At 66.3% G+C, this 21,749-nt stretch carries 18 protein-coding genes and 26 tRNA genes; 38 read left to right on the forward strand and 6 right to left on the reverse strand.

Annotated features, from left to right (window positions below):
* Window positions 1–3: 3 nt before the first annotated feature.
* On the reverse strand, window positions 4–1,275 hold the full coding sequence (locus E8A74_RS33685) for an NAD(P)/FAD-dependent oxidoreductase (RefSeq protein ID WP_420814224.1): 1,272 nt from the start codon (window positions 1,273–1,275) through the stop codon (window positions 4–6).
* A 222-nt stretch (window positions 1,276–1,497) separates the two neighbouring features.
* Entirely contained in the window at window positions 1,498–1,998 is a 501-nt protein-coding gene (locus tag E8A74_RS33690) for a DUF2505 domain-containing protein (RefSeq protein WP_136933228.1), read from the reverse strand.
* 200 nt (window positions 1,999–2,198) lie between these two features.
* On the opposite strand from E8A74_RS33690, the gene E8A74_RS33695 reads away from it, so the two are divergent.
* From E8A74_RS33695 to E8A74_RS53015, 31 genes are all read left to right on the forward strand, one after another.
* Window positions 2,199–2,510: a hypothetical protein gene (locus E8A74_RS33695; RefSeq protein WP_136933229.1), complete on the forward strand. Its 312-nt coding sequence runs from the start codon at window positions 2,199–2,201 to the stop codon at window positions 2,508–2,510.
* Between the two features lie 529 nt (window positions 2,511–3,039).
* Window positions 3,040–3,113: transfer RNA gene (locus tag E8A74_RS33700), tRNA-Lys, on the forward strand.
* Between the two features lie 196 nt (window positions 3,114–3,309).
* Window positions 3,310–3,382 (forward strand) — tRNA-Gln (locus tag E8A74_RS33705).
* Between the two features lie 116 nt (window positions 3,383–3,498).
* Window positions 3,499–3,669 (forward strand): hypothetical protein, encoded by a 171-nt coding sequence (locus tag E8A74_RS52980; protein ID WP_170229569.1) that lies wholly within the window; start codon window positions 3,499–3,501, stop codon window positions 3,667–3,669.
* A 106-nt stretch (window positions 3,670–3,775) separates the two neighbouring features.
* A tRNA-Gln gene (locus E8A74_RS33710) sits at window positions 3,776–3,851 on the forward strand.
* A gap of 113 nt (window positions 3,852–3,964) precedes the next feature.
* Window positions 3,965–4,123, forward strand: coding sequence for a hypothetical protein (locus tag E8A74_RS52985; protein WP_170229570.1), 159 nt, complete (start codon window positions 3,965–3,967; stop codon window positions 4,121–4,123).
* Between the two features lie 229 nt (window positions 4,124–4,352).
* Window positions 4,353–4,431: transfer RNA gene (locus E8A74_RS52990), tRNA-Tyr, on the forward strand.
* 58 nt (window positions 4,432–4,489) lie between these two features.
* Window positions 4,490–4,560, forward strand: a tRNA-Lys gene (locus E8A74_RS33715).
* 95 nt (window positions 4,561–4,655) lie between these two features.
* Window positions 4,656–4,729 (forward strand) — tRNA-Asn (locus E8A74_RS33720).
* A gap of 9 nt (window positions 4,730–4,738) precedes the next feature.
* Window positions 4,739–4,810 (forward strand) — tRNA-Thr (locus E8A74_RS33725).
* A gap of 78 nt (window positions 4,811–4,888) precedes the next feature.
* Window positions 4,889–4,964: transfer RNA gene (locus tag E8A74_RS33730), tRNA-Glu, on the forward strand.
* A gap of 5 nt (window positions 4,965–4,969) precedes the next feature.
* Window positions 4,970–5,042, forward strand: a tRNA-His gene (locus E8A74_RS52995).
* A 134-nt stretch (window positions 5,043–5,176) separates the two neighbouring features.
* Window positions 5,177–6,838, forward strand: a complete 1,662-nt coding sequence (locus tag E8A74_RS33735) for a TROVE domain-containing protein (protein ID WP_136933230.1) — start codon at window positions 5,177–5,179, stop codon at window positions 6,836–6,838.
* 57 nt (window positions 6,839–6,895) lie between these two features.
* Window positions 6,896–6,969, forward strand: a tRNA-Asp gene (locus E8A74_RS33740).
* 90 nt (window positions 6,970–7,059) lie between these two features.
* A tRNA-OTHER gene (locus tag E8A74_RS53000) sits at window positions 7,060–7,182 on the forward strand.
* A 15-nt stretch (window positions 7,183–7,197) separates the two neighbouring features.
* Window positions 7,198–7,268 (forward strand) — tRNA-Ala (locus E8A74_RS33745).
* A gap of 77 nt (window positions 7,269–7,345) precedes the next feature.
* A tRNA-Ala gene (locus E8A74_RS33750) sits at window positions 7,346–7,418 on the forward strand.
* Between the two features lie 9 nt (window positions 7,419–7,427).
* Window positions 7,428–7,499: transfer RNA gene (locus tag E8A74_RS33755), tRNA-Asp, on the forward strand.
* A gap of 9 nt (window positions 7,500–7,508) precedes the next feature.
* A tRNA-Ala gene (locus tag E8A74_RS33760) sits at window positions 7,509–7,582 on the forward strand.
* Between the two features lie 6 nt (window positions 7,583–7,588).
* Window positions 7,589–7,659 (forward strand) — tRNA-Gly (locus tag E8A74_RS33765).
* A gap of 5 nt (window positions 7,660–7,664) precedes the next feature.
* Window positions 7,665–7,738: transfer RNA gene (locus E8A74_RS33770), tRNA-Glu, on the forward strand.
* A 204-nt stretch (window positions 7,739–7,942) separates the two neighbouring features.
* Window positions 7,943–8,019, forward strand: a tRNA-Pro gene (locus E8A74_RS33775).
* Between the two features lies 1 nt (window position 8,020).
* Window positions 8,021–8,095 (forward strand) — tRNA-Leu (locus E8A74_RS33780).
* A gap of 5 nt (window positions 8,096–8,100) precedes the next feature.
* A tRNA-Leu gene (locus E8A74_RS53005) sits at window positions 8,101–8,182 on the forward strand.
* A gap of 19 nt (window positions 8,183–8,201) precedes the next feature.
* Window positions 8,202–8,275, forward strand: a tRNA-Pro gene (locus tag E8A74_RS33785).
* 15 nt (window positions 8,276–8,290) lie between these two features.
* Window positions 8,291–8,368 (forward strand) — tRNA-Pro (locus tag E8A74_RS33790).
* A gap of 1 nt (window position 8,369) precedes the next feature.
* Window positions 8,370–8,456, forward strand: a tRNA-Leu gene (locus tag E8A74_RS33795).
* A gap of 10 nt (window positions 8,457–8,466) precedes the next feature.
* A tRNA-Leu gene (locus E8A74_RS33800) sits at window positions 8,467–8,539 on the forward strand.
* A 62-nt stretch (window positions 8,540–8,601) separates the two neighbouring features.
* Window positions 8,602–9,117 (forward strand): HNH endonuclease, encoded by a 516-nt coding sequence (locus tag E8A74_RS33805; RefSeq protein ID WP_136933231.1) that lies wholly within the window; start codon window positions 8,602–8,604, stop codon window positions 9,115–9,117.
* A gap of 413 nt (window positions 9,118–9,530) precedes the next feature.
* Window positions 9,531–9,615, forward strand: a tRNA-Ser gene (locus tag E8A74_RS53010).
* Window positions 9,616–9,709: 94 nt separating this feature from the next.
* A tRNA-Ser gene (locus E8A74_RS53015) sits at window positions 9,710–9,792 on the forward strand.
* A 101-nt stretch (window positions 9,793–9,893) separates the two neighbouring features.
* Here E8A74_RS53015 and E8A74_RS33810 read toward each other — a convergent pair.
* Window positions 9,894–10,889: a hypothetical protein gene (locus E8A74_RS33810; protein WP_136933232.1), complete on the reverse strand. Its 996-nt coding sequence runs from the start codon at window positions 10,887–10,889 to the stop codon at window positions 9,894–9,896.
* A gap of 95 nt (window positions 10,890–10,984) precedes the next feature.
* Between E8A74_RS33810 and E8A74_RS33815 the strand changes: the two genes are divergently transcribed.
* Entirely contained in the window at window positions 10,985–12,052 is a 1,068-nt protein-coding gene (locus tag E8A74_RS33815; protein ID WP_136933233.1) for an alpha/beta hydrolase family protein, read from the forward strand.
* A gap of 78 nt (window positions 12,053–12,130) precedes the next feature.
* Here E8A74_RS33815 and E8A74_RS33820 read toward each other — a convergent pair whose 3' ends face one another.
* The gene (locus tag E8A74_RS33820) at window positions 12,131–13,429 is read right to left on the reverse strand and encodes a pyridoxal phosphate-dependent aminotransferase (protein WP_136933254.1); all 1,299 of its coding nucleotides are present in this window, start codon (window positions 13,427–13,429) and stop codon (window positions 12,131–12,133) included.
* A 79-nt stretch (window positions 13,430–13,508) separates the two neighbouring features.
* Window positions 13,509–15,449, reverse strand: a complete 1,941-nt coding sequence (locus tag E8A74_RS54190) for a DUF2029 domain-containing protein (protein ID WP_211365506.1) — start codon at window positions 15,447–15,449, stop codon at window positions 13,509–13,511.
* Between the two features lie 356 nt (window positions 15,450–15,805).
* On the opposite strand from E8A74_RS54190, the gene E8A74_RS33835 reads away from it, so the two are divergent.
* The 6 genes from E8A74_RS33835 to E8A74_RS33860 all read left to right on the forward strand — a co-directional run bounded on the left by E8A74_RS33835 (window position 15,806) and on the right by E8A74_RS33860 (window position 20,675).
* Window positions 15,806–16,381, forward strand: coding sequence for a hypothetical protein (locus E8A74_RS33835; protein ID WP_136933234.1), 576 nt, complete (start codon window positions 15,806–15,808; stop codon window positions 16,379–16,381).
* Between the two features lie 560 nt (window positions 16,382–16,941).
* Window positions 16,942–17,490 (forward strand): hypothetical protein, encoded by a 549-nt coding sequence (locus E8A74_RS33840; RefSeq protein WP_136933235.1) that lies wholly within the window; start codon window positions 16,942–16,944, stop codon window positions 17,488–17,490.
* Window positions 17,490–18,212 carry a hypothetical protein gene (locus E8A74_RS33845; protein WP_136933236.1) on the forward strand — a complete coding sequence of 241 codons (723 nt, stop codon included), beginning with the start codon at window positions 17,490–17,492 and terminating at the stop codon, window positions 18,210–18,212. Before E8A74_RS33840 ends, E8A74_RS33845 begins: the two co-directional genes overlap by 1 nt.
* Window positions 18,209–19,123 (forward strand): isoaspartyl peptidase/L-asparaginase, encoded by a 915-nt coding sequence (locus E8A74_RS33850; RefSeq protein WP_136933237.1) that lies wholly within the window; start codon window positions 18,209–18,211, stop codon window positions 19,121–19,123. The genes E8A74_RS33845 and E8A74_RS33850 overlap by 4 nt, the downstream gene beginning before the upstream one ends.
* Before the next feature lie 439 nt (window positions 19,124–19,562).
* Window positions 19,563–20,066 (forward strand): type VI secretion system tube protein TssD, encoded by a 504-nt coding sequence (tssD, locus tag E8A74_RS33855; protein WP_136933238.1) that lies wholly within the window; start codon window positions 19,563–19,565, stop codon window positions 20,064–20,066.
* Window positions 20,067–20,189: 123 nt separating this feature from the next.
* The gene (locus tag E8A74_RS33860) at window positions 20,190–20,675 is read left to right on the forward strand and encodes an Hcp family type VI secretion system effector (RefSeq protein ID WP_136933239.1); all 486 of its coding nucleotides are present in this window, start codon (window positions 20,190–20,192) and stop codon (window positions 20,673–20,675) included.
* A gap of 252 nt (window positions 20,676–20,927) precedes the next feature.
* On the opposite strand, the gene E8A74_RS33865 is transcribed toward E8A74_RS33860, so the two are convergent.
* Window positions 20,928–21,692 (reverse strand): crotonase/enoyl-CoA hydratase family protein, encoded by a 765-nt coding sequence (locus E8A74_RS33865; protein WP_136933240.1) that lies wholly within the window; start codon window positions 21,690–21,692, stop codon window positions 20,928–20,930.
* Between the last annotated feature and the right edge of the window lie 57 nt (window positions 21,693–21,749).

Raw genomic sequence — 21,749 nt, forward strand, 5'->3', positions numbered from 1 at the left:
CGCTCAGCGCCGGGGCGCAGGCTCGGCCGGGGCTGCCTTCGGGCCGTCTCCCGTGATGAGCCGCGCGCTGCGCTCGTAGGTCAGGTAGGAAAAGGCCCAATCGAAGAGCACGAGGAGCCGATTCCGGAACCCGATCAGGAAAAATACGTGAATTAGGAGCCACGCGAGCCACGCGACGAAGCCCGAGAGCTCGAGGCGCCCGAGATCTGCCACCGCCGCGTTGCGCCCGATCGTCGCGAGCGTGCCTTTGTCGAGGTATCGAAACGGCCGCCGCTCCTCTCCTTGGATCGACCGCACGATGTTCTTCGCGGTATGGCGCGCCTCCTGGATCGCCGCGGGCGCGAGGCCTGGCACGGGCGAGCCGTCCTGCTCCAGCACGGCGAGGTCGCCGATCACGAAGATCTCCGGGTGCCCGGGCACCGACAGATCCGGTGAAACCTTCACCCGCCCGGCGCGATCGAGCGGCGCGCCGAGGGCCTGTCCGAGCGGCGAGGCTTTTACGCCCGCGGCCCAGAGCACCGTCTTCGCGGCGATACGCTCTTCGCCGATCTGCACCCCTTGCGCGTCGATGCCCGTCACCCTGGCGTTCGTGCGCACCTCCACCCCGAGCCGCTGGAGCTGCCTTTCTGCGCGCGCCGACAGCAGCGCCGAATACGTGGGCAACACGCGATCGATCCCCTCGACCAGCACGATTCGCGCGGCCGTCGGATCGATCACGCGAAAGTCGTTTGCCACGGTATGGTGCGCGACCTCGGCCAGCGTCCCGGCGAGCTCCACGCCCGTCGGCCCTCCGCCCACGATCACGAACGTCAGCCACGCTGCGCGCTCCTCCTGCGAGGGCGCGCAGCACTCGGCCTTCTCGAATGCGAGCAACACGCGGCGCCGGATCTCCAGCGCGTCTTCGAGGCTCTTCAGCCCCGGGGCCATGGCCGCCCACTCCTCGTGCCCGAAATACGAGTGGCTCGCGCCGGTCGCGACGATGAGATAATCGTATCCGAACGTCCCTGCCGACGACGTCACCGTTCGTTCTTTGGGATCGACGCCCGTCACCTCGGCGAGGAGCACGCGTACGTTTCGTTGATCGCGCAGCACGCGCCGGATCGGCGCGGCGATCTCGGCCGGGTTCAGGCCTGCGGTCGCGACCTGATAAAGCAGCGGCTGGAAGAGGTGGTGGTTCTTGCGGTCGAGCAGGGTGATTCGGACGGGCGCGTGGCGCAGGGCCTTGGCGGCGTAGAGCCCGCCGAAGCCGCCGCCCACGATGACCACGTGGGGCAGGTGCAGCGGCTCCTTGCGTGCTTTGGGGGTACGGCCCGGCTCTCCGAACGTGATGGGGCTCCCGCGCTCGTCCGCGCGACGCTGTGCGATTCGTGCGTTGCGCGGCGTTGGCTTCGGCCCCCTCGCTCGCCTTGACGGACCTTTCATGCCCGGGGCGATGCAATCGTCGGTCCAGGCGAGGTGGTCGGGGGGCGCGGGCGGGCGTCCGGGGCCGGGGCGTCGTCAGGTGTGGGTCTTGACCCAGTCGTTCATGAAGCCGGCGCTATCGTTCCAGCCGTCGCGGAGCTGCTTTTCGGCCGAGCTCTCGATGAGGCCTCCGATGCCGAAGACCTTTGCCTCGATGACGAGCTCGGCGACGCGGCGGACCTTGGTGTCGCCGACGCGCTCGATACGCATCGTGCCCTCGTTACGCAGCTTGTCGGCCATGTTGCCGGGGGTCATCTTCCACGACCAGACCTTGGTCGCCTTGTTGAACCGGCCTTCTTCCGTGTAGCTGAAGTTCGAGCCGAGCACCTTGGCCACGGGGCCGGGCACGTTCATCTTGGGCGTCCCGGCGACCTTGCGGGTCGTCTCGGTGTCGCTGTCGCGCTGGTCGAGGATGCGGAAGTCGGGGAAGCCCAGGTGGCCCCTGTAGAGCTTCTCGTTGAATTCCTTGTCGAAGAAGACCTTCCAGAACATCTCCTCGTTGCAGTTGATCTCGTTCGTGACGGTGAACTTGCCCATGACGTCTCCTGGTCTCTGCCCGGAGCGCGATCTCTCGCGCCATCGGGGGGCTTCGTGGGTCCCCGGGGCTGGGAAGGGCGGCGACTCTACCAGCGAGGGCCGTCGTTCCATAGCGTCCCGATGACGGCACTTTGCTAGCCGCCCGGGGCGGTCTCCGCCCGTGGCATCCGCGATGCAGGGCGTCATGGGCCTCGGCGGGGGTGCGCATCTCGTTCTCGATGCGTGTTCACGACGGGGAGCCAAAAGAAAATGAGATAAGCGGGAACTTTTTTGTTGCAAAGTCGATCCGAGACGAGTATCTCTCGCCGGAGAGTTTCTACATGTTGATCCGCCCCGCGACCGACCAAAACTACGAACGAGCCGAGCTGATGGCAGCGGGCGTCGCGTGCGTGGCGTTCGGTGGGTTGCAGCGGGCGAGTCATCTGGCGCCCAAGTCCGGTAAAATTGAGTCGTTTCGCGGGTATACGCTCCGTGATTCGCGGCAACTCGGCAACCCGGAGGAAGGCACCTAGGCGGTAGAGCAAGCGTCATTCTGACGACTGCGAAGGCCGCCTCGGGAGATCCCAGGCGGCCTTCGGCGTTTTTCAGCCCTCGAGAAACGCCGCGGGTGTCCTGGAGCCAGGAAGAAGGGTGCAGGAATACGCCGGTATTCCGAGCACGACGACTGACGATCCAGGGGGCGCAGCAAGTGTATCGAGCCTGATTGGCCTCCCCGCGGCGTTCTTCGTTTGGGAACATCGTGGGCGGGGTGGAAGGGGAGTGTTTTGTCCTCGAATGGGGCCTCGTCTTGAGGCCCTTTGCGGGGAGAGGTGTATCGAGCGGGGCTTTCTTTGGCTCTTCGCGCTTCGCAGAGCGGGGCGTGGGGCCTTCTTGGGCTTCGTTTGGAAGAACGATCGTGAGGGCGCGTGATGCGCTCCGGGGCAGGCGTGTATCGATTGCATTCGCATCGAGGGCGCGCGCGTGCCGGGGCCGTGGTGTGTCCTCGACGCGGGATCGCATCGATTTCGATGCGATGATGCCCGAGGTGTATTCGCAGAATGCGGATCCGTAGTCTCAATGGGTAGAGCAGCCGCCTTTTAAGCGGAAGTGTGGAGGTTCGAGCCCTCCCGGATCCACCTCCTTATAGAGAGAAGCTCGGTGATTCATTTCGAAGCGAACGGGGTTGGAAAGAGACGAAAATAAAATCGACGAGCCGGCCAAAACATTTCCTTGCCTCGAACGTCGAAATGGATGTACAACGAAACGCGAGGGGACGGGGAAGGGCAGGGGAGAGCGCCTGCGCGTGAACACGCGGGATGGGCTCTCTCATGCGGATCCGTAGCTCAATGGGCAGAGCGTCCGCCTTTGAAGCGGAAGCGTGGAGGTTCGAGCCCTCCCGGATCCTCTATGCTGCGTGATGAGCGTGGCAGACGAGATGCGAAAATAAAATCGACGGGTCGACGAATGAAATGGTTGACCGAGCGTCGAAATGAATGTAGAGAGACGGGCGAGGTAATGGCGATGGGCAAGCGTCTGTATCACGAGAACACGAAGGGGAACGCCGGCGAGCTGCCGTGCGCCGGCCTCTTCGGGGTCTCGGGGTTGCAGATCCCTTCGCGTGATCAGGCGGCGAGCGAATCGCGCGCGATGGCGAAGCGTGGTCTCGCTCCTCTCGATGCGGGTGGATCCTAGGATCGTCACGATGTGACGTATCCGAGGAGGCCGCCCGGGAAACCTGGCGGCCTTCTTCGTTTTTGCGCTTCGAGCGCGGCGGCGGGGACGCGGGGGACGTGGATTTGGATCCGTAGCTCAATGGGCAGAGTGTCCGCCTCTGAAGCGGAAGCGTGGAGGTTCGAGGCCTCCCGGATCCTCCATCTACCGAATGCAATGACGGCAGACGACGAAAATAAAATCGACGGGACGGCGAATAAAATGGTTGACCCGAACGTCGAAACGAAGTAAAGATAAACGGGGCGAGGGAAGAGCGATGGACAAGTATCTGTATAACGAGGACGCGAAGGGGAGCGCCGGCGAGCTGCTGGGCGAGGGCCTCTCGGGCCTCCTGCGGAGCCCTTCGCGAGATCATGCAGCGAACGAATCGAGCCCGGTGCGTGGTCTCGAGCCGCTCGATACGGGTGGATCCTAGGATCGTCACGACGTGACGTGTCCGAGGAGGCCGCCCAGGAAACCCCAGGCGGCCTTCGTCGTTTTGCGCAGGCAGCGCGGCAGTGGGGGCCCTGGGAAAGATTGACGGGCTGTCGAGAAACGCCGCGAGCGCCTCGAAGCTAGGGAGGGCGACGCAGGAATACTCTTGTATTCCGAGGAGCCCGACCGACGATTCGAGGCGCGCAGCAAGTTTATCGATAGCCCGACACGTGGACGCTGGGCATGGGTGAGCCCAGGTGGCTGTAAACCATCCGCGTTTGCTTGGAGGTTCGAGTCCTCCCGTCCACACCGGCGCGTGAACCCACGCGCTCGAGGAGACGTGCGCCCGCGATGCGCCGTCTGCTTCGGATTCGTAGCTCAAGGGTAGAGCAGCCGCCTCTTAAGCGGCAGGCGAGGGTTCGATCCCCTCCGGATCCACGACGCATCCCTCCTCTTCGGTGGCGGGACTCGTTCTATGACAATCGATTCCGATACACAACGCGATGCCGCAGGGGCATGTCGCCCCTGCGCGTTTCAACGTAGCTCAAGCCGGTAGAGCACTCGCCTGTTAAGCGAGGTGATGGGGGTTCGAATCCCTCCGTTGGAGCCGCCTTTTGCCCTCGTCGCTCGATGGTCGAGCGCCCTGCTTCGTATCCAGGGTCTCCCGGTTCGATTCCGGGCGAGGGCTCCGCTTCTGGTGGTGGTGGGGTCGCCGTGCTCCTTGAAACGGGCCCGGCGACCTCACCACCAACCCCCCTTTCATCAAGCCCCGTTCGTCTAGCGGTCAGGATACCGGCCTTTCAATCCGGTTGCCGGGGGTTCGACTCCCCCACGGGGCGCCATTGCGTGGACGTTACTCATCTGGCTGATGAGGGCAGGTTGTGACCCTGCGAAGGCGGGTTCGATTCCCGTACGTCCAACCGAGGGACGGGTCGGAGGGTCTCGGTTACCCAACTGAAAATTGGTGCAAAAGCCCGAGATCAAAACGCTCATCTGTCGCTCTTTCGTTTGCTTGCTTCTTTTCGCTCGCCCGCAGCGCGGGCCGGAGGTTCCCATGGCCAACTACATCCAGCACTTCGCCGCGCTGTTCACCCGGCAAAAGGACAAGGCGCGGCCCGATCAGATCGAAAACGACGCCGGCGGCTTCGTCTTCGAGCTCGACGACTGGGCCCGCCTCGACCGGTGGCTCGTCCTCGGCTGCGAGGGCGGCACCTACTACGCCACCGAGCGCGCTTTGACGCAGGACAACGCGCGTGTCCTCGGCCGTTGCCTCGACGCGGACGGCGAGCGGACGGTCCGGCGGATCGTAGAAATCAGCCGCTCGGGCCGCGCGCCCAAGAACGAGCCCGCGATCTTCGCCTTGGCGATGGCTGCGGGGCACGCCCGTCCCGAGGTCCGCAAGTCCGCGCTCGTGGCCTTGCCGGAGGTTTGTCGCACTGGAACGGATCTCTTTCACTTCGCGCGAGCGGTGGAGGGCTTCCGGCGCTGGGGCCGCGGCCTTCGGAGCGCGATCGGCGCGTGGTACCAGGGCAAGAGCGCGGATGAAGTGGCCTACCAGGCCGTGAAATACCGGCAGCGGGACGGCTGGAGCCACAAGGACCTCTTGCGGCTCTCGCACCCGACGCCCGTCACGGACGAGCACGGCGCGATGTACCGCTGGATCGTCGGCGGGATGGGCGCCGTGAAGAACGAGGCTGCCAAGGGCGGCGCGCTCGACCCCGAGAAGCTGCCGGCCCTCGTGCGGGCCTTCGAGGAGGCCAAGGATGCGCCGCGCGAGCAGCTCGTCACGCTCGTGCGCGAGCATCGGCTCACGCACGAGATGGTGCCCACGGAGTGGAAGAACGACCCTGCCGTGTGGGAAGCGCTGCTCCCCCACATGCCGCAGACGGCGCTGCTCCGGAACCTCGGCAAGATGACCGCCGTCGGGTTGCTCGCGCCCATGAGCGCGGCCGCGAGGCTCGTGGCCACGCGCCTCACGGACGTCGAGCGGCTCCGGCGGGCCCGGATGCACCCGGTGAGCGTTCTCTCCGCATTGCGCGTGTATGCGCAAGGCCGGGGCGAGCGTGCCCAGAAGCGCGAAAACGCGCTCACCTGGGAGCCGGTGCGCGAGATCGTGGACGCCTTGGACGAGGCGTTTTACCTCGCATTCCGGTCCATCGAGCCGACGGGGAAAAAGCACCTGCTCGCCCTCGACGTATCGAGCTCGATGGATTCGGGCGCGATCGCGGGGATCCCGGGTCTCACGCCTCGGGTCGCGAGCGCGGCCATGGCGATGGCGACGGCGCGCATCGAGCCGTCGTTCGGCACCCTGGCCTTCGCCTCCGCGGGTGGTGCATTTGGCCCTCGCGGCGTCTCGGGCGTCATGTCTTTGCCTCTGTCGCCGAAGCAACGCCTCGACGACGCGCTCGGCATGGTGAATGGTTTGCCCTTCGGCGGCACGGACTGCGCGCTGCCGATGATCTGGGCTCAGAAGAACAAGGTCGAGGTCGACACGTTCGTCGTCTACACGGACAGCGAGACCTGGGCGGGTGAGATTCATCCGTTCCAGGCGCTCCGCAACTACCGTCAGGCGATGGGCCGTCCCGCAAAGCTCGTCGTGGTCGGCATGACCTCCACGGGCTTCACGATTGCCGATCCGCAGGACCCCGGCATGCTGGACGTCGTGGGCTTCGACGCGGCCGCACCGCAGGTAATGGCCGATTTCTCGAGGGCCTGAATTGCAGTCGAAGGACGAAGGGGCGCGTGCCTCCACACGCGCCTCCTCGCCCGGTTTGCTCCCGTATGCTCTCTGGTGAGGCAGCCTGATTGTCGATCAGGTGAGGGCGGGTTCGAATCCCCCCGGGGGCGCTGGGACAATCGTCGTGTACACCCGTCATCAAACCCTCGCCCGGGGGCCGGGCCGAACGATGATGGTTATCGCAATTGTCCCACATTTTTGCTGTCGTAGCTCAGTGGGTAGAGCACCTAAAATACCTTTTCCGACAACTCGTCCGAGTCGGGCCGGCAGGGGAAGGTTATCATTCTATGAGGCGGACACGGGTTCGAGTCCCGTCGACGGCGCAGATGTCACGGTTCGGGGTGATGGTTCAACGGAAGAACACTGCCCTTGCACGGCAGGGATCGGGGTTCGAGTCCCCGTCATTCCACTCGTTCGCAGGAGTCGCTCGGAGACACCATGGCCATGAGCGGGAGGCCAGGCGGTGTCTCTGGGCGGCTCCCCTCTGGGGTCGTAGCTCAGTGGGTAGAGCACCTGGCTGGCAGTCAGGGGGTCGCCGGTTCGAATCCGGCCTTCTCCACTCTCGTTTGCCCTCGTATGCATCTGGTGAGGCAGCCCGATTGTCGATCGGGCGAGGGGAGTTCGATCCTCCTCGGGGGCGCCTTCGAATGGGGTGATGGTTCAATCTGGGTAGAATACTGCCCTTGCACGGCAGGGATCGGGGTTCGAGTCCCCGTCATTCCACGAATTGCGGTGGTGGTTCAACGGCAGAATCCGAGTGTGCCATACTCGGGATGGGAGTTCGACTCTCCCTCACCGCGCTCACGCACCCGTATTGCTAGTGGGTCAGGCAGCCAGATTCTCAATCTGGTGACGCGGGTTCGATTCCCGCCGGGTGCGCAAATCCGCCGAGGGGGCGAGCTGCTGACTCGCCCTCTCTTTCTCTCCCTGTCCTGGCGGCCAGGCGTCGGTTTACGAATCCGACTGGCGAGGTTCGACTCCTCGCAGGGAGACTGTGCCCTCGTCCTGCCGGCTTTGCAGGCGCGAGCCTCCGAAGCTCGACGTTCCAGGTTCGACTCCTGGCGAGGGTATGTGTGAATGCATCTGGGTGTGGCTCAACCTGGTAGAGCGCCGGCTCGGGGTGCCGGAGACTGGGGGTTCGAATCCCCCCACCCAGACCATGTCTACGTGGCGAAACTGGCAAACGCGGCGGTCTTAGAAACCGTTTGGATGGGGGTTCGAATCCCTCCGTGGACACTCATGTCATCGTGGCGGAATGGCATACGTAACAGGCTGAGATCCTGTGCCCGAGAGGGCGTGTGGGTTCGACTCCCACCGATGACACCGATATGGCAGTATTTCTCTGGGTGTGGCTCAATTTGGGAGAGCGCCGGCTTTGGGAGCCGGAGACTGGGGGTTCGAATCCCTCCACCCAGACTCGCGGCAAATCATCTGGGTGTGGCTCAATCTGGCTAGAGCACCGGCGTCGGGAGCCGGGGATTGGGGGTTCGAATCCCTCCACCCAGACCATGTCCACGTGGCGAAACTGGCAAACGCAGCGGTCTCAGATACCGTGCCCGAGAGGGCGTTGAGGGTTCGAATCCCTCCGTGGACACCATCATCCCGCTGCTCGGGTGACGAAATGGCAAACGTGGCCGGCTCAAACCCGGTCGATTGGGGGTTCGAGTCCCCCTCCGAGCACCGGATCATCGCCGTTGGAGAGAACAATGAAGAAGAAGAGACGGTAGACGGAGAGGTGGATCATGACCGCGCAAACGCTGCTGCTCACGCCTTGGATGGTGCCACATCAGGTCATCTCCTGGCAGACCGCCGTGACCCTGAGCTTTTTGGGTAAGGTGGAGGTGCTCGAGACGTACGACGACGAGATTCGTTCGCCCACGATGACCATTCGCGCGCCGGCCGTCGTCCGGCTGAAGCGTCATGGGAATTCGCACAAGCGCGGCATCAAGTTTTCCCGCACGAACGTGTTCGTGCGTGACGACTTCCGCTGCCAGTACTGCGGCGTCCAGAAGGACGCGGGCGAGCTCACGTACGACCACGTCCTGCCGCGCGTGCAGGGGGGTCGGACGGTATGGGAGAACATCGTCGCGTCTTGCCAGAGCTGCAATGCGAAGAAGCGTGGTCGCACCCCGGAGCAGGCGGGCATGAAGCTCTTGAAGAAGCCCGAGAAGCCCCGGTGGTTGCCCGCGGCCCCCGTCGTCCGGCTCGGCGCGCGCAGGATCCCCGAGATCTGGGTGCATTACTGCGCCGCGAGCTGAGGTTTCCCCACGCTTCGCGGCGGAGCGTGGGGCTCATTCGGAGCCGCTCCCCCGGGCGCTGCCCGTGGGACCTTTTTTGAACAATCCCTCACCGAGGAGATATTTGTGACGCTCGAGACGAATCAATTCGAGGGCGCTCGGATTCGTTTGCCCATGGAGTCTGCAGCCGTCGCTGCAGTCGTGCTCGTTGGTGTTCTGTTGCTCGCGATCGCCTCGCGGATCGTCGAGGCGAACGGGGCTTCATCGCCGGCAGGCGCGCGCTCGACGAGCGCCGCGTCGCCTTCCAACGTGCCCGACTCGGCGCGGTTGCTCGCAGATCGAGGACGCCCTGGGCGACGGTTCTGAGCATGACCATCCAACGTAACCCCCTACCTTCACCCCCACGCGGCGCTGCGGCGCCGAGCGTGGGATCTGGAAGAAGATCTGATCAGGGATCAGGCCTGTTTGGAAAACAGTGCGCACCCTCCGGGGTGTGAGGTTCGAGTCCTCCTTCTTCCGCCGTGGAGAGCATTCCGGGTGTGGACCCGGCGCCGTTTTGAACACGGAGGGCAGCCTCGCTGCGGGGTTCGACTCCTCTGCTCTCTGCCATGCTGGAAGACGAACTGATCAGGGATCAGACCTGTTTCGAACACAGTGGGCACCTCCGGGTGTGGGGTTCGAGTCCTCCGTCTTCCGCCGTTCGTTTTGGAAGCGAGAATCGGCCGTGGGGCCCAGCCCGTTTGCTACTCGGTGCGTGCCATTGGCATGGTGTTCGACTCACCCCGCTTCCGCCGATGTCATTTCATGAGATGTTCGAGTCCCGAGAACAAGAGCACCTTCATGCCTTCCTCCCCGAACGGTTCCTGGGGGCGTTCGGCCGCGAGGCTCCACAATGCGGAGATGCGTGAGCCCGTTCTGCCCCGCGCGTCGCGGAGGCTCGCGGCCTTCGTAATCCACCCGTCGCCTGGGTTTGTCTGGGCGACCTTCACGAGCGCGGGCGTGAGCGCCTCCAGGAACAGCGTGGTCGCGTCCATCATCGGTGTTCGCGTGCCTTCTTCGTCGTCCTCGTACACGCAGGGTTTTTCGAGCTCGTGGTTCGCGAGGAGCTGGTCGACCGCTTCGATCTCCATCCGGCGCTCGTTCTCGACGATGACGTCCGGCGCCGCGAGCTCCTTCAATCGGCGGAGCCGGTTTCTCCGGTTCAGGATGCGCCGATACGCATCGTGAATTGCGCGGCCGAAGCTCGCTGTGCCCCCGAGCTCCATGGATTCCTCCACGCTCGCCGCGCGCAGGGGAGGGGTGATCAAAGGGATCGACCACCAGACGAGCTCGTTCGGGGACCAACCATTCACGCGCCGCCCCGCGGCCTCGGCCTCGCCGATGCGCGAAAGGAGCGCGGCCGGGTCCTTGTAGGAGAGCTCCAGAAGGTCGTCCTCGGTCATTGCGAGGAGCGGCGCGAGGAGCTGCCGCGCGGGCCAAGGGACCACGGGGTCGACCATCGCGATGTGGGCGCATCGCCGAGGATCAGGTGGGTCTCCGAAGAGCTTGGGGCACAGGAGCCCACCGACCACGAGCTCCCGTGTGCGGAAGTTCAGCGTCTCCGGACGTTCGACGTCGCCGGCGGACCAGGACGGCGAGCGCTCGGAAGCTCCGGTTTCGAGGGAGAGATCGAGCGTACGACCGCCGAGCGTGATGCGCAGCCCGATCACGCGGCCGAGCGCGCGGAGGCGCTGGAAGATCAGCGAGGAGGGCAGGTCCATCGACACGGTCACCGTGGCGGGTTCGTCGCGCATGAAGCGGCATGGTTGCGTGCTTCGACGGCGCGCGTCAATGGCCGGCGTGGGGCCGAGGCTTCCGTCGGGGGCGCTCTCCGTGGTAGGAATGCTTCGTGATACGCAGCCTTCTCAGCACTGCGGCCTCGCGCTTCGATACCGCCGTGGGCGGTGCCTTGCTCCTCCGGCGCAGCCGGCCCAAGGGGTCGCAGCCGGATCCCGAGGCGCTCGGTCACGCGGCGCGCATGGAAGCGCTCGCGCTCTTGCGGAGCATCTACGACTTGCCCGAGCATTACGAGCTTGGGTTTTTCCAGACACCCGCGCCGATCACGCCCTCCATCACGCGGGTGCGGCCGATGGGCGGGCCCGAGCCGGGCACGGTGCTGGATCTGACGTGGCCGAGCCGGTTCGAGCCGATCGCCGCCGACGTCCGCGAGAGATACCTTTCGCACGAGGCAAACGCCACCGCGGCAGCGCGGCTCTTTTTGCATGCGGGGCCAGCGCGGCCGGCTGCGATCCTGATTCATGGGTACCGTTGCGGCCAATATCGCCTCGAAGAGCGGCTCTGGCCCGTGCAATGGCTCTACGACCGTGGCCTCGACGTCGCGCTCTTCGTGTTGCCTTTCCACGCCGTGCGCTCGCACGAATCTTCGCCGCGGTTTCCCGGCAGTGATCCGCGCGTCACGAACGAGGGCTTTCGGCAGACCGTGCTCGATTTGCGCGCGCTCGTTTCGTTTCTGCGGGCTCGCGGATCCGAGGCCGTCGGCGTCATGGGCATGAGCCTCGGCGGATATTCGACGAGCTTGCTCTCGACCGTCGATGATCACGTCGCGTTTGCAGTCCCGATCATCCCGCTCGCCTCGATCGCTGACGTCGCGCGGGCCGCGGGCCGGTTCGTGGGCAGCCCCGAGGAGCAGCGCCGCCAGTACGAGGAGCTCGACGCCGTGCACCGCGTCGTGAGCCCGTTCGCGCGGCCCTCGCGGATCCCTTCGGATCAGGTGCTCGTCCTCGCGGCGAGCGAGGACAAGATTACCCCCGTGGATCACGCGCGCCGCCTCGCCGCGCATTTCAACGCGCCGCTCGAGACGTTCCACGGCGGCCACTTGCTCCAGTTTGGCCGGGCAGACGCCTTCCGCGCCGTCGGCCGGATGCTCGGGCGTTTGGGCCTGCTCTCTCGGCGGTGAACGACGAGCCGCGCGCCGCGCTCGAACGCGCCGCCGAGCAGGAGCTCGACGACGCCACGTTCGAGCGGGCGCTCGGCGTCAGGCGTAACTCTTGATCATCTTTTCGAGCCGGCCGAGCGCGCGCGTCAACGACTCCTCGCCGGGGCCGAACGAGAAGCGCACGTGGTGCCGGAACCGCGAGGCCCGGTGCGCCCTTCGTTTGCCCGGGTTCACGTCGAAGAACTCGCCCGGCACGACGATCACGCGGTGCTCGAGGGCGGCCCGGAAAAACGAATGCCCGTCGTTGATGCCCGGCGGGAGGTCCGCCACGGAGCCGAAGACATAAAACGTCCCCTCGGGCGCCACGTCGACCTGGATGCCGAGCTTCCGGAGGCCCTCCAGCATGAGGTCGCGTTTCTTCGAGAACGTCCGCTGAATGGCCGCCGTCTCGGCCCGCACGTGCTCCATGTCGAGCAGGGGCACGGCCGCGCGCTGCATCGGCTTCGAGCCGCCGCCGTCGAGGAAGCTGCCCGCGCTCGCGACCGCGTCGATCACCTCGCGCGGGCCCACGGTCCAGGTCACGCGCCAGCCCGGGTAGCGCCAGTTCTTCGTCAATCCGTCGAAGATGACCACGGGATCCTGATCGACGTCCTCCACGTACCGCGCCGCGCTCTCCATCGGCGCGGGCCCGCCGAGGCCGTAGACGTAATGCGAGTAGAACTCGTCGAAGAGCATCGTGCAATCGAGGTCGCGCGCGGTGCCGACCCACGCGGCGAGCTCCTCGCCCCGGACGTGCTTGCCCGTCGGATTGCACGGGTTCGACGTGAGGATCGCGCCGAGGCCGCGGCCCTGGATCTCCCGCCGGAGGTCGCCCACCGAGAAGGCATACCCGCGCTCGCTCTCCAGGAGAATCGGGATGGGCGAGAAGAGGCGGAAGACGTCGAGCAGCTCCTCGTACGCCGTGTAATCGGGGAGGAAATGGCCGAGGTTGATCTGGCCGAGCGCCGCGGCCGCGCGCGTGAGCGAGGCGCGCCCGCCGCCGGAGACGCTCACGTTCTCCGCGCTGTAGCGCGAGGGCATGCCCCGCCGGTAGGCGCGATTGTAGAAATCGGCGATGGCCTCGCGTAGCTCCCACAGGCCGGCGACGGGCGCATATTCCTGATCGTCGCCGGCGATCGTCACGGCCTCGCAGCGCGGCGGCGCGCCCGGCAAGGCCCCGGTCTCGGGCTGGCCCTGGCCGAGGTTGCACCAGGCGTCCTCGCCCGTGTCCACGCCCGGGCGATAGCCGTGCTTCGTGGCCTCGCCCATCACGTAAATCACGCCCGTCCGCGGCACCTTGCGGAACGCGCCGAGGGATTTTTCTTCATTCGGCCCGCGCAGGACGGGCTCGCTGCGCATCTTCGGCGCCGGAGGGGCCTCGATGTCGGCGGGCGGGGGCGTCTCGATCGTGTCGTTCGTGCTCATGGCGATGAATCCGTCAGGCCTTGGCAGGGGGCGTCGCGTCGGGCTCGTCTTGGAGGGGGACGATCTTCGGCTCCACCGTTTTCGGCATGAGCGCGAGGAAGAGGCCGATGCAGAAGACGAGCGAGATCAGGGTGAGCGCCGTGTATTTGTCGTCGTTCCAGTAGGAGCTGATCCACACGAACTGGCTCAGCGCCGCGAGGCCGAAGAGCGGGGCCTCGAAATCCCTCCGCACCTTCGTGAGCGGCGCCGAGAGGATCATGAACGAGTAGTAATAGCAGGTGAGCTGGGACAAGAGGATCAGCCAGACCTGTCCCAGGCATTGCGCGACCCACAGGTTCTTGATCCGGCGCTGCACCCAGATGCTCAGCGCGAGGGTGAGGCCGATGATCAGGTACGCGACGATCTTGTACTTCTTGTACCGCTCGTTGCGCATGTTCTTCCAGGTCTCGAAGGGATCGATGAGCTTGATGTCCTTCGTGAACTTCATGCGCCCGGAGGCCTTGCTCGCGGCATCCTTGTAATGGAACACGTCGCTGATTTTCTGGACCGTGTCCGGGTTCATGAGGCCGCGGGCCTTGAGCCGCTCCGAGATCGGCGTGAGCGCCTCGCCGATCTGCGAGATCGCCTGCGCCTTCATGTCGTGCGCGACGAGCACGCGCAGGCCCATGTGGTTCGTGAGCGGGGTCTGGTCGTGGACCTCGAGCGTGTGCTTGTAGAAATCGTGGTACGAGCGCGGGCCAGACACGGCAAGGCTGAGCGGAATGAGCACCGCCGCCGCGGCCGTGCCGCCGAGGAGCATTTGCACCTGCTCGCGCGTCATCTTGTGCTTCCGCACGATCGTCCAGCCGACCGTCACGAGCAGGCCGACCACGCAGAGGCCGGGGAAGATACGCAAGAGCCCGGCATAGACGAGCGCCGCGCCCGCGAGCTTCGGGTATTTCTTGCGGAGGAGGCAGACCGAGAGGACGAGGAAAAAGAGCCAGTCCTGTCGCAGGAACGCGCCGCCGGTCCAGTAGAACGGCGCCGACGACTGGCAGCCCCAGAAGATCGCCCCGACCGCGAACACGCGCCATCCGAACGCCCACCATAGGGCGACGAACATGCCGAGCGTGTACACGATGTCGAGGGCCGAAAGGAGCTGGCAATACCACACGCTGGCCGGCTGCAATTCGGCGAAGAACCGGCCCATGATGGTCCACACGGGCGGCGGGTTGTACCCGTGGTCCTTCTGCATGTCCTCCCAGTAGCCCTTGCCCGAGACGGCCCGGAAGAACTTCACGTCTTCCTTGAACTTCTCCCAGCGCTCCGGCGGGAAATGGTTCTTGCACGTCTCGCCGGGGTTCTCGAGGAACTGCGCGGCCGGCACGAGGAGGTTGTCGCCGCCGAGGTTCCGGATCTTCTTGTCCGGGTGGCGCACCTCCTTCGTCATGTCGATGCGCTCGACGCGGCCGTCCACGTGCTTGTAATTGACGACCCCGAGCTCGTCCTGCGCGATGAGCGAGCACTTGTAAAGGCCGTCGTACCCCATTTCCTTGAAGTACTTGGCCCCCATGTAATAGTGGAACTGGTCCCATCGGTGGTAATACTGCGGGTATCCGAAGCGGAACCCGTTGAAGTAAGCCACGATGGCCGCGACCGCGAGCGTCACGCCGATGTACTTCTTCCAGCGCTCGGAGACCGGGCGCTTCATCGCCGCGCGGTGATGCTCGTAGAAGACGCAGCCCGCCGCCGTGATGGCGAGCGCCGCCTTCATGATGTCGACGGTGCGGGCGTGGTCGTCGGTGAGCTTCGTGATCCCGAACGTGGCGAGCGCGGTCGTGCCGAGCACCGCCAGGTACCGGAACCAGACGCGCACGCGCTCGTCGACGGACCGGTCCACGAACCACAGAAGGAAGAAGTAGAGGGCACTGACGAGGACGAGCAGAAATATCTGCGGGATGCTGAGCTGCTTCATTCGACGCTTCGTGCGAAAGGAGGGCCGCGCCCGCCGCCACGGACGGTCAAGGCGGCGAGAGCGGGCCGGACGTTCGGCGACACCTTAGGCGGACCTTGACCGATTGCCTAGTGCGATGAGCCACGTCGCTTCACGCGGCGCGTCAGTCCTCCACGGTCGACCGCCGCAAACGGCCTTTCGCAGGCCCGTGCGGGCAGGGCCCCAGGGGAGGACCGGACGGGACCGGAGCGCTTCGGGGAAAGCCCCGAGGCGATACTGGAAGGGCTCGTCTTCCCGCCTCGGGCGGAGGCATGAGAGACGCGGATTCCACGCGAAATCCCGCGCGCTTCGGCCTGCCGCTCGTGTATCGTCGAGCCGTGGTCACGAAAGTGATTTCGCCATTCTTCGCGGTGGAGCCTGGGGGCAGCGGCAAGCCGTCGTCGCGCGGTGATCAGAGCCCGCCTTCGCGGGTCGAGCGATCGGGTCGCGGCGAACGCGAGGAAGGGGAGATGGGCTTCGTGCTCGAGTCCGGCGACGCCGCAGAGCCGCTGCCCTGCAGGCTCGTGCTCGGCTTTCGCGAGGCGCTCTCGGCCGCCGAGGATCCGGCCGTGGCCATGCCCGCGCGGCTCGTGATCGTCGAGCCAGACGGGAGGACCGACGACTGGCTCGCGCGCTGGTCCGAGGATGATGAGCAGGTGCGTCGCACCGTGACGATCTGTCGCACGCACGACGCTACGAAGGTGACGGCGGTCGTCACGCTCGCCTCGTACGGGCGTGGGACGGCGACGTCGCTCGCGGTCGAGTCGGTCACGCTCCCGCAGCGTCGCCGCATCGTGCGCAGCGGCGTGCATCCGAAGTCGTTCCTCGACGCGGTGCTGTCGCGCGTGCGGCAAGGTCAGGGCAGCGCGGGCGCCGCGAGCTTCGAGCCGACCGATCCGTCGCCGTCCGCGTAGAGCAACAGAGCAACAAAGCAGCGCTCGATCGCCTGGTTTTCTCGCGATTCGCGGTTTGCACCGTGGACGCTGAGATGGTAGGGTCGAAGCAGTACCGGAGGGATTCGCGTCCGGGATTGGTCCTGCTGGGGAGTACCCTGGCGTCGGTACGAAACCACATCGCCGCGCCCTTGGCACGACGATGCATCGAACGAACACCCACGCCTGCCGAGCGCGCAAGCGCAGGCTCGGCAACGGGGTGCCGGCAAGCCGGAGGAGGGATGGTCACCATGCAGAACACCCGTGGCTCTAACCCGGAGGCTTCGGGCTACTGACCATCACGAGGTGCTCGTAGCGGCGTTCGCGTCGCTGGGCATCAGGTCCTCCGGCATGGAGGCGCCATAGGGCGCGCCTCTTCACCGGCGGGCCGGGTCAGAGTTGGCCTCCGCTTGGATCTCGACATCGACGGGAGTCGACGCGGAATCCAGGACAGGGATGTGGGGCCTGAGCGGGCCAGAGGTGAGACCTCCGGCCCGCTCTTTTTTTGTGCTCGTGCAGCGGAGCGCGCCACGCTCACGGCGATGTTGCTCTCCGCTGGAAATACCTTCCTCGTCGGCCTCGTCGGGGCGCTCTTCTTCGTGGGTTGCGGCGACGGCAAGGTCGATCCCCATCACCCTGGTACGTTTCTCGGCACCTACGAGGTCTCCGCCACGCGCGAGACGACGACGTGTGGGCAGAACGCGCTCGGCTCGCCCGCGACGTGGGAGTTTGAGGTCCGCCTCTCGCGCGGCGACGGCGATCTCTACTGGGACAGCGGCGCCGAGGTCACCCCCGGGACGCTCGGCTCCGACGGTCGACGTTTCTCCTTCACGACGAGCCTCGTCGTCGACATGCGCGCGGGCGAGACGCCGAGCAACCTGCCGCCTTGCACGATCGTGCGCGGCGATCGCGCCGAAGGGCTGCTCGACGAGGACGAGGGCGGCTTTACGGGCGAGCTCGCGTATTCGTTCACGCCGTCGCAAGGCTCGAACTGCACGGACCTCGTGACGGGCGCGCAGCCGACCTTCGCGGCGCTGCCGTGCACGATGACGTACGTGCTCTCGGCCGAGCGGACGGTTGCGCCGCCCTGATGCTCTCGGCCTACGACAGGAACCTCGCGCGCCGCGCGCTCGGCATCGCCGCGCTCGTCGGGTGTGTCGTGCTGCTCGTCGTCACGGCGACGGACGAGGGTGGAGGTTTCGCGCGACGTGCGGCGCTCTGCGCGGCGCTCGCGCCGGCGGCGGGCGGGATCGGCGCGCTCGCGGCGGCGAGGATCGCTCGTGCACGCGGAGAGGCGCGCGCGCTCGAAGCGCTCGGCGCGGATCCTTTCCGTGTGATGCGCGGCGCCGTGCTCGGCGGGGTGATCGTCGCGGCGATCGGACCCGCCCTCGTGTTCGCCGATCTCGCCGATCTCGAACCGCTGTTCCCGAGGCCCGCGGCGCCGAGCGCCTGGATCGCCGAACCGGACGGCGGCATGCGTGACGCGACCCGCGGCACGAGGCTCGGGCCCGGCGGCGCGCTCGAGGTCGCTGCGCGCGCCTCGGAGGCCTCGGCAGGGGCGGCCGTCGGGGAGCGTCGCGCGGCCGTCGGGATCGCGCTCGTGCTCCTCGCGTTCGCCGCGCCGCTCGGGGCCACGCGGGACGGGGGTTCGTCCGGCCGTGCCGCGTTCGCCGTGCTCCTCGTCGTCGCCATGATCGCCGCGTTCCAGTTCGTCGCGGCGGGTCGCGCGAGCGCGTTCGTCGTGTGCGTCCCGCCGCTCGTCCTGCTCGCGCATGCGCTCGTCTCGCGCTACCGTCCCGCCCCTCCCCGATGAGCGAACCGATCGTATCGCAGGGCGGATTCCTGGGCCGGTTCGGCGTCGTCGTGCACGGCGGCGCCGGCAACGTCAAACCCGAGCGTCGCGCGAAACACGCGGAAGGTTGTCTCCGCGCCGCGCGCGCGGGCCTCGAAGTGCTGCGGCAGGGCGGCAGCGCGCTCGACGCCGTGGAGCGCGCCGCGCGCGTGCTCGAGGACGATACGCTCTTCAACGCGGGCACGGGTGCGTGCCTCGACGAGGAGGGGCGCGTCGCGCACGACGCTTCGATCATGGAGGGGCGTGGCCTCGCGGCCGGCGCGGTGTGCGATCTGCGCGGCTTTGCGAATCCGATCTCGATCGCGCGCGCCGCGCTCGACGATGGGCGCCACGTGCTTTACGCGTCCGAAGGCGCATCGCGGTTTGCCCGCGCGCGTGGCTTCGTCCCGGTCGGGGACGAGGCGCTCGTCACGGAGGCGGCGCGCGAGGCGCTCGCGACGGCGCGGGCGGGCGCGGTGCCGATGGGCTGGGCGGGCAACACGATCGGCGCGGTGGCGCTCGACGGTCATGGGCTCCTCGCGGCGGCGACGAGCACGGGCGGCATGGTGAACAAGCGCGTGGGGCGCGTGGGCGACTCGCCGATCATCGGCGCGGGCACGTATGCCGACGACGAGGCGGGCGCGGTGTCCACGACGGGCCACGGCGAGGGCATGATCCGGCTCTGCATCGCGCGGACGGCCGTGGAGCACATGCGCGGGGGCGTGGCCGCGGAGGAGGCGCTCCGCCGCTCGATCGAGCATTTGCGCGCCCGGATTGGATCGACGGGCGGCGCTGTCGCGATCGATCCGCGCGGGAACTACGGCCTCTCGCGCTCGACGGCGTCGATGTCGTGGGCCGCGACGTGGGCCGAAGGCGAAGCGTCGGGCTTCTAGATCCTGCGGTTCGGCGGGGCGATCGGCCTCGATGCACAACCGTCCCGCGCTCGTCAAATCTTTTGCAACGAAAGCCGACCCGTCCCTGCGCTTTTCCTGGATCCCATGTGAATCCGGATAGATCGGCGCAGGGGTGAGGTCGGCTTTCGTTTTGTCGTCCTGGAAATATTACGCCTACCGTGCACACGCGCCGGACGGAGGCGGGGGCGCGCAAAAAGAGGAGAGGGGGCGATCGAAGAAATGCTTGACGGCCGGGCAGAAACTCCGAACATACGAACCCACCACACGGTGACCTTCTCGGTGCCGTGAGGTCGCGGGTTCGGCAACGGTCGAACCCGGTGAACCATCTCGTTCCCGAGAGGTGAGATATCTGCCAGCGCGCAATGGGGCGTAGACTGAGTCCAGGTAGATTGCCGACGAAGGAACAGGTTAGGTCAACATGGCTCTCAATGCATATCTCCGTCTGAAGGGGCAGAAGCAGGGCGAGATCAAGGGCTCCGTGACCCAGAAGGGTCGCGAGAACAGCATCATGATCATCGCGGTCTCGCACGAGATCATGAGCCCCCGCGATCCGGCGAGCGGCCTGCCGACTGGCAAGCGCATGCACAAGCCCTTCATCGTGACGAAGGAGCTCGATAAGGCGTCGCCGCTGCTCTACAGCTCGCTCGTGAACAACGAGAACATCTCGGAGTGGGAGCTCAAGCACTTCACGCCGCAGGTGAAGGCGCAGCAGGGCGTCGGCACCGAGGTGAACCACTACACGGTGAAGCTGATCAACGCGAACATCGCGTCGATCAACTTCCGCATGCCGAACAACCGGAACCCCGATCTCATGAAGTACGCCGAGTACGAGGAGATCGCGTTCACGTACCAGAAGATCATCTGGACGTGGACCGAGGGCGGCATCACGGCCGAGGACGACTGGGAGACGCCGATCGTCTGATGTTGGGTTAACACCCAGCGAAATCAGCCGGGCGGCCAACGTGCCGCCCGGTTTTCGTTTGTCCGTAGGACGGGGGCAGAGTAAGCTCTTCCAAGATTGGTGCCGAGGCTCGATGGATCCCCGATGGCCCTGAACGCGCACTTGAGAATCGTCGCGGAAAAACAGGGCGCAATCCTGGGCTCGGTCACGCAAAAAGGACGCGAAGGATCGATTCAGGTCATCGCGGCCATGCACGAGATCGTGAGCCCACGCGACCCAGCGAGTGGTCGTCCCACGGGCAAACGCGTGCACAAGCCGTTCGTCGTGACCAAGGTCCTCGATCGGTCCTCCCCGCTACTCTACAGCGTTCTCTCCAACAACGAGAACATCAAGAGCTTCGAGCTCCAGTTCTACACGCCGGACAAAACCGGCATCGAGAAGCAGCACTACACGGTGCGCCTCGAGAACGCGAACATCAGCTCGATCATCTTCCGGATGCCGAACACGCGCGGCAAAATCGCGTCGCAGCTCCCCGAGCGCGAAGAGATCGCGTTCACGTACCAGAAGATCGTCTGGACGTGGAACGAGGGTGGGATCTCAGCGGATGATGACTGGGAGACGCCGAGGTAACGCGACTTTTACGATGGGGGTTTTTACGATGGGGGTTTTTTACGATGGGGGCTCCGCTCCGCAAGCGGAGCTGTGCCCCCAAACCCCCCCGGGCGTGGATTGAACGGTTAGCAGCCTGTGGACTTATCTGCTGCGCGCCCCGAATCGTCGGTCGACATCGCTCGAAATCCTTCAGGATTCCTCGCTCCGTCGCCCTAGCTTCGGGTCGCTCGCGACGATAATTCCACAGGCTGTTAGGCGTGGATTGAACGGTTAGGCGATAGTTCCGCCGTGACGGCCCGCGCCCTGGGTGAAGCGGGAAGCGCCTTCGAGGGATTCGCCGCTCAATGCGTTGAGGCCGTGGCGAAGCTCGTTGCGTAATGCTTCGCCGAGGGGCAGGTCGAACTGCTCGTAGGCGCTCAGGCGGTCGCCGCGCATGCATAGCTGCGGGAACGCCGCGAGCTCGTGCGCGAGCTTCTCGGCAGCCTCCCGCGCGTGGCCCTTGGGGACGACGCGGTTCGCGAGGCCGATCCGCAAAGCCTCGTCGGCGTCGACCGGCCGGCCCGTGAGGATGAGATCGAGCGCGCGGCCGAGCCCGATGAGGCGCGGCAAGCGGACGGTTCCGCCATCGATGAGCGGGACCCCGAAGCGACGGCAGAACACGCCGAGCACCGCGTCTTGCTCGACGATCCGGAGATCACACCAGAGCGCGAGCTCGAGCCCGCCGGCGACGGCGTGGCCCGCGACGGACGCGATGACGGGCTTTTGCAAAAGCATACGCGTGGGGCCCATCGGCCCGTCGCCCTCGGCGTCGACGCGGTTCGGCGCGCCCGCGGCGATCGATTTGAGATCCGCGCCCGCGCAGAACGTGCCGTGATCGCCGTGCAGCACGCCGACGGACGCGTGCGGGTCGCTCTCGAAGGCGCGGAAGGCGTCGGCGAGCGCCTCGGCGGTGGCGCGGTCGACGGCGTTGCGTCGCTCCGGCCGGTCGAGGAGGACGGTGGTGACGGGGCCCGATCGTTCGACGCGCACGCTCATGGGGCATGGTATGAAGCGTGCGACGCGCGCCGCAAGGCCGCGGGCGATACGCGAGGC

Origin of the sequence: Polyangium fumosum (assembly GCF_005144585.1) — a bacterium.
GTDB classification, from domain to species: Bacteria; Myxococcota_A; Polyangia; order Polyangiales; family Polyangiaceae; genus Polyangium; species Polyangium fumosum.

Excerpts from the sequence above, each read along its gene's own strand:
- E8A74_RS33820 (WP_136933254.1), bottom strand. The coding sequence starts at position 13,429 with ATGCGCAGCGAGCCCGTCCTGCGCGGGCCGAATGAAGAAAAATCCCTC.
- E8A74_RS33865 (WP_136933240.1), bottom strand. The coding sequence starts at position 21,692 with ATGAGCGTGCGCGTCGAACGATCGGGCCCCGTCACCACCGTCCTCCTC.
- E8A74_RS33845 (WP_136933236.1), top strand. The coding sequence starts at position 17,490 with ATGCTCTCGGCCTACGACAGGAACCTCGCGCGCCGCGCGCTCGGCATC.
- E8A74_RS33860 (WP_136933239.1), top strand. The coding sequence starts at position 20,190 with ATGGCCCTGAACGCGCACTTGAGAATCGTCGCGGAAAAACAGGGCGCA.
- E8A74_RS54190 (WP_211365506.1), bottom strand. The coding sequence starts at position 15,449 with ATGAAGCAGCTCAGCATCCCGCAGATATTTCTGCTCGTCCTCGTCAGT.
- E8A74_RS33850 (WP_136933237.1), top strand. The coding sequence starts at position 18,209 with ATGAGCGAACCGATCGTATCGCAGGGCGGATTCCTGGGCCGGTTCGGC.
- E8A74_RS33735 (WP_136933230.1), top strand. The coding sequence starts at position 5,177 with ATGGCCAACTACATCCAGCACTTCGCCGCGCTGTTCACCCGGCAAAAG.
- E8A74_RS33840 (WP_136933235.1), top strand. The coding sequence starts at position 16,942 with ATGTTGCTCTCCGCTGGAAATACCTTCCTCGTCGGCCTCGTCGGGGCG.
- E8A74_RS52980 (WP_170229569.1), top strand. The coding sequence starts at position 3,499 with ATGGGCAAGCGTCTGTATCACGAGAACACGAAGGGGAACGCCGGCGAG.
- E8A74_RS33805 (WP_136933231.1), top strand. The coding sequence starts at position 8,602 with ATGACCGCGCAAACGCTGCTGCTCACGCCTTGGATGGTGCCACATCAG.
- E8A74_RS52985 (WP_170229570.1), top strand. The coding sequence starts at position 3,965 with ATGGACAAGTATCTGTATAACGAGGACGCGAAGGGGAGCGCCGGCGAG.
- E8A74_RS33810 (WP_136933232.1), bottom strand. The coding sequence starts at position 10,889 with ATGCGCGACGAACCCGCCACGGTGACCGTGTCGATGGACCTGCCCTCC.
- E8A74_RS33690 (WP_136933228.1), bottom strand. The coding sequence starts at position 1,998 with ATGGGCAAGTTCACCGTCACGAACGAGATCAACTGCAACGAGGAGATG.
- tssD (WP_136933238.1), top strand. The coding sequence starts at position 19,563 with ATGGCTCTCAATGCATATCTCCGTCTGAAGGGGCAGAAGCAGGGCGAG.